This is a genomic window from Paenibacillus marchantiophytorum, assembly GCF_014640555.1.
In the GTDB taxonomy this organism is placed as follows: Bacteria; Bacillota; Bacilli; order Paenibacillales; family NBRC-103111; genus Paenibacillus_E; species Paenibacillus_E marchantiophytorum.
On sequence record NZ_BMHE01000005.1, the window covers coordinates 155672 to 167389 of the forward strand.

Below are 11718 nucleotides of genomic sequence, written 5' to 3' on the forward strand. Positions count from 1 at the left end.
GCACTAATTTATGATCTGTAGACTCTATATTTGTTCGTCTCCTTGCATTTATACTTTTCAGCCCCAGCAATAACCAAGAAAGCGGCGATCTTTGTATGAACTCATCATCGCATAGGCAAGGTTCCCCATTTAAACTTCATTTTTCCCAGTAAAGTCAGAAGCAGTCCCTTGAAATAGATGAACTCTTCATTTTTTCTAAATAGGATGTAATAAATAAGATTTATCACAATGATATGAACCATGCAGTTCGCGGCAAGTGCATAAACACTGTTTATGTGCTTTAACTGAGAAGTGAGCAAATACGTAATGATTAATGGAATAAGACCAATAACCAAAAACTTCACGTACATTTTGAAATACTCCCTTAGTTTCTTCTCGAAAATGTACTTATACACCATTTTGGGTTTGATCCAGAATATGACCGTTACATTGCTTAATAAGGTACCTAGCAGTACACCTGGCAACCCGATTAATTGAATAAAGATAATGGAAGCAATTAAATTAATGGACGCCTCGACCAATGGCGCGAAGCGATCTTGATAATAGATCCCTCCGCCTTCTTTAAACCGCTCGACAGATCCACGCATCAAGAAAAAATAGAAGTTGATCAACAATAATATAATTGTTAAATTATCTAATCTTTGATTGTCTCCCAACCATAGTCTAACGAATTGCTGGATTGTGTTAATCAAAGAAATCGTCGCAAAGGACACAATCCAAAAGCTTAAAAAGAACAGTTTACGGTGGACCTTGTAAATGACATCCTTGCTTCCTTCCACCAATAGGTTTCCTACACTCGCTGCAACTCCAGATAAGGAAGTGGAAATTAGCCCCTGCGCAGCACCTACGATCATGCTGTAACTGTTGAATACCCCAACAACCGTTAAGTTAATGAAAGACGAAATCACCAGATTGTCTGTCCCTAGAACTAGAATGCCGCCTATCTTATGTAAAAACAGGGCTTTCACGTTTTTGACCAAAGAAGTTCGTTCCTCTGTCGTAATATGCCCCCGTGTTTTCCTTATCCATGGATACTTTTTGTCTATGTATAGGTTCATAAACAAATAAAACAAAAAATTGATAATAATTTGAATCCACAAATAGACATATAAGTCGGGAAGAAATTTTAACATCATAAATTGAAGGATAGAAATAAGTAATTTGCTCAACGTAGTCGCAATAGATATCTTATATCCATCTTGAGCTACATTTAAAATGCATAACTTATAAGAAAAAAAGTAGCTGGTCAGTGTGTAGACCAAAAACAACAGAAAATATAGCTGTGCATCGATGAGGTTGACCTGATCTTTTACAAAGAAATGTAAAAAGAAAGTCATGATTAGGCCTAATCCCAGAATAATAAAACCGACAAACTTATAGAGCTTCGCATAATAATTTAAATAGCCTTTAACCTTTACATAATCGCCCTCGGCAAATGGCTTATATAAGGAGTAAATAATGGCGCTGCCTATGCCCAATTCTACAATAGACAGGAGTCCGATTATGTTCGTGTATAAAGAGGTTAACCCCAACAGTTCATTCCCCAATGTATCCAGAAATACTTTTCTTAGAATAAATGAAGGGACTAGACCTAGTATAAAGGTCAATAAATTAACAACTACATTGATACTTGCCTTCTTGACTCTCATGCTTAGCTCACCGTCTTTGAGTAGGACTCAATCATTGCATATACTTTCTCAATTTCCCGTTCTGTTCCAAGCTCTTCTTTGGCTAAATGGCTGCGTATTTTATCATTTAAGGATTGTTCAGACAGCAACTTCTTAATTCCGGTGTATAACGCATTTGCATTCATCTCAACAATTAAACCATTTTCGCCATCGATTAGTTGATTGTGAACGACGGTGAAATTGGTGGCAATGACAGGCTTTTGTAGAATTTTCGCTTCTGCTATGGCTAAACCAAACCCCTCAAATCTGGATGGCTGCACATAGAGATCACATTGTTTGATAAAGACATAGGGATTCTGAAAGGTGCCAAGAAAAATGAAATTCTCTTCCAGGTGAAGCGATTGCACAGTCTTCACTAATTTCTCCTTCAACTGCCCCTCCCCGATCACATACCACCTAAGCTTAAATCCTTCTAGAATCAGTTTGCTGCAAGCTTCTAAGGCTAGATCGTAGCCTTTGGCCTCAACTAACCTGCCTATCGTTAGTACTCTCACTCCGTCAAAATCATCCTGAAACCCACCCTCTTGCTCCGACATAGAAACAATGAGGCCTGGGGAGACGATATCATAAACGACGCTCGTTTTTTCTTTGGCTATGGGCATTTCTTCCGTGAATACGTCTTTGTTATAGTCAGAGACAGCGACGACGTGATCAAATTGCCCATAAAATTTTGTATCGAATTCATTGTTATAAGGAGCCATTTTATAATCCGTATTCACCCAACACATTTTTTGGTCAGCCTTCACTTTCTCCGTAACAAAATAGGTCGGTGTTCCTTGACTGTACGCAATAGCAACATCATAATGACCATCTAAAGGTTCTATCCCTTTGGATAACCATTTCCAGCTGATCTGAGCACTATGCAGCCTCTTGGTTTGAGCCGGAAGTCTTAGCGATATTGACCTTCCGACACTTAAATATAGGTCCTTAAATCTTCTGGCGGTAATTAGGCTCTTGAGTCCACCAGACTGTCTCTGGAGAAATGGCGGCACTTCCAGCACATTAACTTCTTTGGGAAGCAGAGGAAGATAGAGTCCCTTCTGTGAAAACAGAAGCAAATCCACTTTGTAATTCTCGTAATCAAATAAAGTAAGCAAGGAAAGCAAACTTTTTTCTGCACCACCGCTATGTAAGGAATCAATAACGAATAATATCGTTTTCATCTTCGGCCCTCTCATCCTATTTCTGAATGGAAAGTACATCCTGCAAGTATTTCTTAGAGAAGTCGATTTTATCTTGTAAAAGCTTCTTGCTCCGATGAAATTCCATCTTCTTCACGATTTCTTTCAGGCTATAATCTTCAGTAACTAAACGATCCTTGAGCTCTAAATCATCTAGCAGATCTCTCATTCTTGTGTTAATAGCTTCGTTCCTGTTCACAATAACGAACGATTTTTCATACAGGATAGAAAAAACAGCGGCATGAAAAGAGTTCGATATAATAAACTGAGCATTTCTCACAAGTGATACGAAAGTTTCCGGACCGTCCAATGTAAAGTATTTGTCTGCGTACCTCAACTTGCCAGAGTGCAGCGTATAGATCTTATATCCTTTCTCCTTGGCAACATCCATGGCTATCTGCTTGATCAATGCACTGCTGTCAAAATCATAGATTAGAATATATTTTTCTTGATAGCTTTGATTTCCAATTTGATCCCAATCTGTTGAGTCTAATAAAAAAACTGGATCTACAACATGATTGGCTTTTGTTATATTTAATCTGCTTAGAATGTCCACAGCACTTTTCTCTCTTACGCCTACAGCATCCAACCGTTCTACGCGTTTCTTCACCACGGGCTGATACTCGTCAGAGATGCTGTCAGTGGCAAAACTTGCCGCATAGGCTGCTTTTACTTTCTGATCAGGAACAAAATCCAAATAAAAGGCTGGATCCTTGCCATTCTTGTGCAAGCAATTCCATATTTGATCACTGCCGCACAAGTAGACATCCGCATCAGGCATATCCTGCTTTAATTCTTCATTGGTTCGATACCTAACATTTGTTATTGGCAAATACTTGGCTGTGAATCGATCAAACGCCCGTTTCTTGGCACGTTCACGAATTCTCGTCGGTATTTTGAGCGTTAAATACAACAATTTGGTTACTGCATTCTTTTCCCACTTGGGATGATTAATACTCCACATATTATAGTGATTGCTTAGATAATCCGGCTTGTAATCAATAATTTCTACATCATGTCCGCATGTTTTGAGATATCTCATTAATCCGTAAGCTTGTAAAGACGCACCATGATTATATACATCATGACAAGTTATCGTACATACCTTCATACTGTCACTTCTTTCCTTACAAAATTCGGTTCTGAATGCCCCACTGTATGATAAATTTTATTAAGCTCATCGGTGTTGCTATAATCTGTCCTGGCGCAATGGCTTGCCAAACTGTCTCTTAGAACGACATCCTTATACAACCGCTCAATCCCCTCCGCGATACCCTCCACACTTAACTCACAAATAAGGCCTTCCTCCCCATCCTCAATCTGACTGCCGGCTGTTGGATAATTCGTTATCATCACAGGTTTGCCCAATATCTTGGCTTCCGTAACGGTTACTGCCTTGCCTTCATACCGGGAGGGCTGAACGTATAAGTCACAGTGCTTCATATAAGGGTAAGGGTTCATTTGCTTGCCTACGAGGATAAAGTGGTTCTCCAGCTTGTTCTCGGCAATGATTGATTTAAGCTGGTTCTCATACCCGCCATACCCAACAATATACCATTTGATAGCGGTGAGTCCCTTATCATGCAGCAGCCTCAATGCTTGAACGGCCATATCGAATCCCTTTACATACGACAACCGACCGACAGAGACGATGGAAAATGTTTCTTCCTGACCTTCATTGATTTGGAGCGGTTCTTCTGCCATTTGCTTAATAAACCTAGGTGATGTTATATTCTCGATTAGCATGATCTTCGATTGCAGAGAAGGGTAAGTCTTGAGAAATGCCTCCGTGCAGGCGTCTGAGATCGAGGCAATCGTATCGAATTTGTTCCAGAGCGCAAGGTCTATCTCATTGTCTATTTCCAGTTCGCTGTAATCCGTATGGATCCAGGCCATTTTCTTCGCTGCCTTTACATTATTGGCAACAATATCATGCGGCCAGGCGTAACTGATGGCTAAATCATATTCTTGGTCTATCTTTGGCAGCACATAGGACGTGAACTTAAGCACAAGCTGCATTTGAATGTAGCCTGAGCCCTCTTTCAGTTTTCGGCGTTTCGCCTTCCAACCTGCCAGCATTTTGCTCGCTAGTCGGATCAGGAAAGCTGAGAAATGCCCCTCTTTGAGACAACTGAGCATAGATTTACGAAAAACCGTGTATTGGGCTTGCTCAGGCAGCACATGAACTTGCTCGGGTATGAAGCTGAGAAAGTCACCGGCATGCTGGCAGATAAACAGATCCACCTCATAATTCTCGTAATCAAAGCTCTCCAGCATGTTAATTAAGCTTCGTTCTATACCGCCAATTTCCATGTCAAAGACCGTAATCAAGATTTTAGGCATATTGGATATAACTCTTTTCTCTTTTATTTAGATACAGCGTATTGGCTGGCACATTCCCTTTCACAACGCTACCGGCTGCGATTACGGCATTATCGCCAATAATTGTATCCCTAAGAATAACAACATTGGAGCCTATCCAGACATTTTCCCCAATTTTAATTTCTCCTTTGATCAAGTGATCACCCGTGCTGCTCTTATAGTTGTGATCATGATCATTGATACTAACATTAGGCGCAATCTTGGTATGCTTGCCAATAGTGATCTTATACACACAATTAATGTTGCAGTTATCGTTAATGAAAACCTTTTCTGCCATGCGAAGTTCCCCAAAATGATCTACACGAATACTGGCGTTCTTGCGAATAAACACGAATTTCCCGATGTGAATGGTGGCATGCTTGCTGAAGGCTTCGATTCTACTATTCGCTTGGAGTGAGAAGATGGAAGATTTAATGTTTTTGAAATAAATAAGCTTATTACATCCAGCTCTCAGAATGCCAATCAGATGGGATAGATTCATTAGGATGGTGTAATACAAGCCTCTGCCGCGGCTTTCCGCAATCAGCGTGGTCATTATTTTCCGTAGAATACTTATCATTCGGTTCTCCCAATTGAATTATTTAGCTTAGCAGCTTGCGAATTCTAGCAATATTATGACCACCGATCACTTTCGAAGCCATCAACTTGATATGTCCCTTCCATCTCGCTTTGCGCGGCAGCCAGCTTTTGTAGAAGTGATGCATCGCATACGTCTTGTCAGTTTTGAAGCTCTGACAGTTAATATAGTCATACGGCGAGAAATATGTTTGTGGATAAAAGGTGCCGAGACCTTTAATTTCCTGATATTTACCATTAGGAATGATGCCCATGCCGCCGATGATTTCGGTAATCATGGCGACATTCGTTAAGGAATTGAATGTGCCGTCCGCGAGGAGGAAACTTTTGGTTTGATAGGAGTCCATAAAAGCTTGAATGAGCTTATTTTCCCTGGCTGCGCCGATCGTGCTCGTTGCAATGAAGTTTTCTTGTTCGAATCCCCAGAAGGAATCGTGATGAAGCAAATCGTTGAACGATTTGAATACTTCTACATCCGTATCTAAATAAATGCCGCCAAAATGATATAAGGCAAATACCCGCGCATAATCGCTCACAAAGGCATATTTCCCCGCCTCATAGGCTTCTTTAACGTAGGGATTACAGGTATGATCAAAATTGTTCTCATTCCACTCGATGAAGCGATAGCCGGGCAAGTAACGATACCAGCTCGCTATACAGCGTTTAACAATTTCAGGCTTCTCCTGCTTGCCAAACCAACAATAATGAATAATTTTGGGAATTCCCATCGCGCAATCTCCTTCTTTCGACGGCTCACGCCTCAAAAGCTAATATTCTTAATAAAGAACATCCATTCTCTCCATAGTAGTTCTTTATAAAGAACTTGTCAACGATCTGATACCACAATAGAGAACATTATTAGATAATTTTTCGTAAATCCGCCCAAATTGCCTATTTAGGAATGAATGGCCGTTATTTGGTTCCCTAATAAGTTCGAAAATAGTCCTCCACGTTCGTTTGCCAATTGTTCATAGTCGCCATTCTGAATGATGATGCCATTATCTATCACGATGACTTGCTCAGCTTTGCGTATCGTGGATAGCCTGTGTGCGATCACGATGATTGTCAATTTCCCCTGCAGTCGCTCTAACGCTTGTTGGATCTTGGTTTCGTTCTCGCGATCCAAGGCGCTGGTCGCCTCATCCAGAATTAGAATCGATGGCTTGCGCAGGATGGCTCGAGCCAGCACGATCCGCTGCCGTTCGCCACCGGATAACCGTACACCGCGATCTCCGATAACGGTATCAAGACCTTCCGGCAGTTTGCTTACAAACTCTGCGGATGCTGCAAAATCAAGGGCTTCCCAGAGCTGCGCTTCAGTCGCATTCGCATCGATCAACAATAAATTATCTCGGATGGTTCCATTGAACAAGAAAGGATCCTGCGGGACATAGCTAATCGATTTTCGCAAGGATAACAAATTCTCACTGGTAAGCGGCACGCCATCTATCCACACTTGTCCTCGCTGCGGCTGAAGCAGCCCCATTAAGATATCAATGAATGTGCTCTTGCCCGCGCCAGAGCGCCCAATAACAGCTGTCATTTGTTTTGATCGGATACGAACATTAATGTCACGAAGAGCAAACCGTTCTTCCTCGGCGTTGTATTGGAAGGAGACATCTCGACACTCCAGATGATGCTTGAGTTGAAGCGGTAAGACGGAGCGGGCTGCGTCTTTGATTTCTCTGGCCTCTCGGCATTCATTTTGAAGCTCCATCATCGTTTTGAACGCCGGAACAGCTGCGGCAATTTGTTCCAAATTCGACTGTATACTAGCAAATCTTGGCCATAAGCGAGAGAAAATAAGAACGACCAGAATCAATTGCTGCCCCTGCGTTTGAAAGAGCAGAACCGACACACAGATGAAGATGACGATGATGAGGGAGGAGGATAATTTGAAATAGAGCTGTGAATTGGCACTTATCTTGGCCTGAGCCAAACGCTCCTGCGCAAATTTCTGACACCAGGTCATTAACCAGTAAATGCGTGATTCTTCTAACATATTGCTTTTAATATCTTTAACCCCGTTAAGATGATCGGTCATCCCGCCGATATAACTTCTTCCTAGCTCGGAGGTTTGCTGTCCCTGCAATTTGGATCTCTTAATGAAGATACGTGAGAAATAGGACACAGCCAGACCACAAGCGATTACAAACACAGTCATCATCGGCGATAGCCAGAAAGCTATGCCCACTTGAATCAATGTAAACACGGTTGAAGCTGCAAATTGAAGAAACATATACGTCCCGCTGGTCACACGGCCCAGTTCATCAGTGAGAGAATTAATCAAATCTGATTTTCTTTTCTTGATGAAGAAATCCCAGTTTGCCTGCATGATCGCCGTGTACGTCTCTAATCTAACGTAATTAATAAAGCCCGTATGAATGCGAACATCGCGCAGTGTGAGGTTGCGTTGAATGAGACTCTGGGCGAAGACCAGGACCAGGTATGCCCCCATGATCAGCAGCAGCGCCCCCGATGTAGGAAGTCCATTCAACAGATTCATGAAAGCTGGCGGCAAGCTTATTCCTGCGCTGCTGTTCAGGATACCACAAATGCTAAGCAGCGGAATGACTAGAAATAGCCCTAGCCCTTCCAGTAAACTTATGAAGCTCATACCGAGCAAATTCATATAAAGAATCTTCCCTGCGTAAGCATGCAGTTGCTTCGTAAAATATAATAGATGCTCCATTATAATTCTCCCTGTGTAACAACATTCTTTCTGGTTTTTCTCCAAGCCCATAGAAGGGGACGCAGCGGGAAATAGAGGACGTGCAGCTTCGCGGGTAATTTCAACGTCTCCGCATCTTCTGGATATGGATACAGGAAACTTAGGATGAATAGCACCTTTTGCCAAGTTGTCATTAGGGCAAACAAATGACGTTTGTGGTAGCGGGAGACATCGGCCGGAACGGGGGAGGTATGCAGATTGATCTTTTGCCGAATGTAGAAATAGGCATCATCTGCCAGGCGATCCGCTCGTTTAACCGAGGTTAATCGCTCCAGGTCTACCGTTAGCGGGGTATGCAGAACTTTCACAGCCAGTATCAGCGCTTGCGCTCCAATATGCTGCTGACGGTTCTTCTTTAGCAAGTCGTGGAGCTTACTAACATCCAACTTCTGCCTGGCTAACTGGTCGATATCAAGCAGCCAACGCAGTCGTGACCAACCATGACGAGCACCGTGAGCAGCCAGGAATAGAAATAAATCCTCGCTCCCCAAATAATAGATCGGATGGCTGACAATAGAGCTGATTCTTCTGCGTTCCCATAGTTCTTCGAAAGCTGGCTCCTTAGCAGGTCCAGGGCCTAGTCGCCAATGGATTTCAAGCTTTATGCCCTTCTGCACATGGTCATACGTGACGTGATGATGCCGCCATTTCCAATCATTCAGAATGGATTTATATTCATCATCCTTCACGTAGCCTAGACAGCTCAGAAGTTCCTCGGTTCGCTGCACACTTTCCATAGGCACCAAGACGTCCAGATCACCGGAAGTGCGAAGGGAAATATCGCCATACAAATCACTCGCCAGAATGGGACCTTTCAACATAATCGTGCGAATGTCTGACTCAGCGAACACTTTGGCGATATTGGCCATCTCTGCACTTAAATGAAGCATCGCAAAGGTATTGTCCTGATAGTACATTTGCAGTTCTTTACTAACATGCGGCGGTATCCATGCTATTTCTGTTTGCTTTAACTTGGCATACAGATTAGGATAAACCCGATGATGTCTGGCTAACTGCAGGAATTCATCCCAATTCAACTCATTTGGACAGTCTCTATAAGCAGACAGGTCATTCTTGCCTATCTTCATTTTCAAAATGGAAAGTAGCATATTTAATTCTTGGGAGAAGAGCGTCGAATCCGAATGGGAATGGGTAGTCATCTTAATCTCCTTCATCCTCTATTGACCTGCATATTTAGCGAATTTACCAATCACGACGAACCGTTCCATGCCTTCGGCTCCCGTAATATAGTAAGGACCGCTGCGCAGCCAAGCATGAGCTATCATTTTGCCCGATTCATCGCGGGCCGTTCCCAGATATAACGTGCTGTCGATGTGACGCTTTTCCAACATGCGCGAAGCGGCAATCGCTTTGACCAAGCATTTACTCTCCCAGATCGTATGTTGACTTATCAAGTGAATAGCATCTTGCACGCTTATTAACTCTGTGCGATGCTTCTCAAATCTATCATTCGATGTTTCTTCCATTCGAACTCCAAGCTTGGGAGCCACCTTCGAGAAGGGAATTGCCACTTGGATGCGCGCCCAACCCAGATAACAGGCAGCCTCTGCATACAGGCCAAGGGTTCTAAAATTTAATGAAAACAGAATATTGATTTTCCTAAAGATGCCCATGATCTTCTCCGAATTCGATCAATCCTTCTTTGGATAACCGCTCAATAAAGGTGATAACCTCCTGCTCGCACTCCTGTTGCTCAACATCGTATTCCGCCATCAGCAAGCTAATAATCTGTGCAACCTCGGATGGTTCCGCTAATAATTCCCAGATTCTCCCGCCGATCTCACCCAAGTTATAATATTTCCCATTGTGAATGCTCAGCATCACCTTCTCGCCGCCCATATCACTAACAATATTCCCTTGACTTTGAACAAAAACATTTTTCTGCGAAACTGAAACGACGTCATTCTTCATCATCGCTATACCTCCTTGTTAATGGCTTGCAGAATGGTTGATACCAGCAGTGGAGCGGTAAAACCGTTGGTTGGTCTGAGTAAGCGATACATCTGGATGTGCTTCACCAAGTTTACAGAGGTTTGAAAGTGCCAATCCGTTAACCCCAATTGCGGGATAAAAAAGTTCCGAAACGTATGTTCAAATAGGATTTGAAATCGTTCCAGGCGTTCAATGGGGCGAATCTGGCTTTCATCCTGGTCGGACTTCACCAATTCGATAATTCCAGCGAGCGGCAGCATTCCAGCGAAATAGTGCGAATCTACGGGAACGTTATACTTGGTCTCTCTCCCAAAAATAGCCCGATATTCCCCAGCATCCATGCCAAAATTCGTTAAACTCTCTTGCCACAGTTTCTGCTGCGGGTAGGAGGAAGTGACATAAGGAATATTCATTTCACCTGAACATGCAACGGCGATCACATCATCGGTAAGCAGCTGAAACCCTTGCTGCATAAAAGCTGAAGCCAGCGTAGACTTCCCAGCCCCTGACTGACCTACAATGGCATAGGCTTTTCCATCAACTGCAACAACGCTGCCATGCAACGGAAGCACTCTTCGCTGCATCAGAATGGCGCCCATACAAGTTCCCAAGATATACAAACGCAATTTACTCGCTTCCACGTCTTTCATCGGGGTAACTGCGATACGTTTGCCTGCCTGGGCAACAAATACGGCAACACCAGGGACATAGAACATGACCGAATCATTCGCAATGAGATAGGTATTGGGTTTCTCATATACGTCCGCATACATCCCATTTCTATCTTCATCTTCTACAATAATGTCCATATCATAAGCAGGTACATCCTGATTCAGTTGTTTTAATTCCGGAAAATCCAGCTCACTGGATATGGTAAGTCCAAACGCCAGATAACACGTATGCTGCTTCGTTCCCAACATCAATTCACGCCACCATTTCCCTAATTATGGTAAAGGCCCTTATACGACTTGCTGTATAAGGACCTTTACGTATTAACTCCAAAATACCAGCTGCCTACATGGTTTCGTATGTACTGAAATCCAAGCAGATCGAGTTTCATTTCCTATTAGCTATAAGTTAATTGATCACGCGGAGTACCTGATGGGTAAGCAAAGTCAAGATGGTTTCCGTTGTTAGGATCAGCCATTGTCATGCTTACTTCAAGAACCTCAAGCGCTGGTTTTTTCCATTCTTTTTTCATATCTTC

At 42.7% G+C, this 11718-nt stretch carries 12 protein-coding genes; all 12 read right to left on the minus strand.

Annotated features, from left to right (window positions below; all coding sequences use genetic code 11):
* Positions 1–104: 104 nt before the first annotated feature.
* The 12 genes from IEY34_RS07600 to IEY34_RS07655 all read right to left on the minus strand — a co-directional run bounded on the left by IEY34_RS07600 (position 105) and on the right by IEY34_RS07655 (position 11712).
* Positions 105–1649 carry a lipopolysaccharide biosynthesis protein gene (locus IEY34_RS07600; RefSeq protein WP_189009902.1) on the minus strand — a complete coding sequence of 515 codons (1545 nt, stop codon included), beginning with the start codon at positions 1647–1649 and terminating at the stop codon, positions 105–107.
* A 2-nt stretch (positions 1650–1651) separates the two neighbouring features.
* A complete protein-coding gene (locus IEY34_RS07605; protein ID WP_189009903.1) occupies positions 1652–2851 on the minus strand; it encodes a glycosyltransferase in 1200 nt (399 codons plus the stop codon).
* Positions 2852–2867: 16 nt separating this feature from the next.
* Positions 2868–3980: a polysaccharide pyruvyl transferase family protein gene (locus IEY34_RS07610; protein WP_189009905.1), complete on the minus strand. Its 1113-nt coding sequence runs from the start codon at positions 3978–3980 to the stop codon at positions 2868–2870.
* Positions 3977–5212: a glycosyltransferase gene (locus IEY34_RS07615; protein WP_189009907.1), complete on the minus strand. Its 1236-nt coding sequence runs from the start codon at positions 5210–5212 to the stop codon at positions 3977–3979. The genes IEY34_RS07610 and IEY34_RS07615 overlap by 4 nt, the downstream gene beginning before the upstream one ends.
* A complete protein-coding gene (locus IEY34_RS07620; protein WP_189009909.1) occupies positions 5205–5810 on the minus strand; it encodes an acyltransferase in 606 nt (201 codons plus the stop codon). Before IEY34_RS07620 ends, IEY34_RS07615 begins: the two co-directional genes overlap by 8 nt.
* Positions 5811–5832: 22 nt before the next feature.
* The gene (locus IEY34_RS07625) at positions 5833–6555 is read right to left on the minus strand and encodes a glycosyltransferase family 32 protein (protein WP_189009911.1); all 723 of its coding nucleotides are present in this window, start codon (positions 6553–6555) and stop codon (positions 5833–5835) included.
* A gap of 167 nt (positions 6556–6722) precedes the next feature.
* Entirely contained in the window at positions 6723–8519 is a 1797-nt protein-coding gene (locus IEY34_RS07630) for an ABC transporter ATP-binding protein (protein ID WP_189009913.1), read from the minus strand.
* A complete protein-coding gene (locus tag IEY34_RS07635; protein WP_189009915.1) occupies positions 8519–9718 on the minus strand; it encodes a nucleotidyltransferase domain-containing protein in 1200 nt (399 codons plus the stop codon). Before IEY34_RS07635 ends, IEY34_RS07630 begins: the two co-directional genes overlap by 1 nt.
* A gap of 18 nt (positions 9719–9736) precedes the next feature.
* Positions 9737–10192 carry a lasso peptide biosynthesis B2 protein gene (locus IEY34_RS07640; RefSeq protein ID WP_189009917.1) on the minus strand — a complete coding sequence of 152 codons (456 nt, stop codon included), beginning with the start codon at positions 10190–10192 and terminating at the stop codon, positions 9737–9739.
* Positions 10179–10493, minus strand: coding sequence for a lasso peptide biosynthesis PqqD family chaperone (locus IEY34_RS07645; RefSeq protein WP_189009919.1), 315 nt, complete (start codon positions 10491–10493; stop codon positions 10179–10181). Before IEY34_RS07645 ends, IEY34_RS07640 begins: the two co-directional genes overlap by 14 nt.
* Positions 10494–10495: 2 nt before the next feature.
* Positions 10496–11431: an aldolase gene (locus IEY34_RS07650; RefSeq protein WP_189009921.1), complete on the minus strand. Its 936-nt coding sequence runs from the start codon at positions 11429–11431 to the stop codon at positions 10496–10498.
* A 146-nt stretch (positions 11432–11577) separates the two neighbouring features.
* The gene (locus tag IEY34_RS07655; RefSeq protein ID WP_189009923.1) at positions 11578–11712 is read right to left on the minus strand and encodes a paeninodin family lasso peptide; all 135 of its coding nucleotides are present in this window, start codon (positions 11710–11712) and stop codon (positions 11578–11580) included.
* Between the last annotated feature and the right edge of the window lie 6 nt (positions 11713–11718).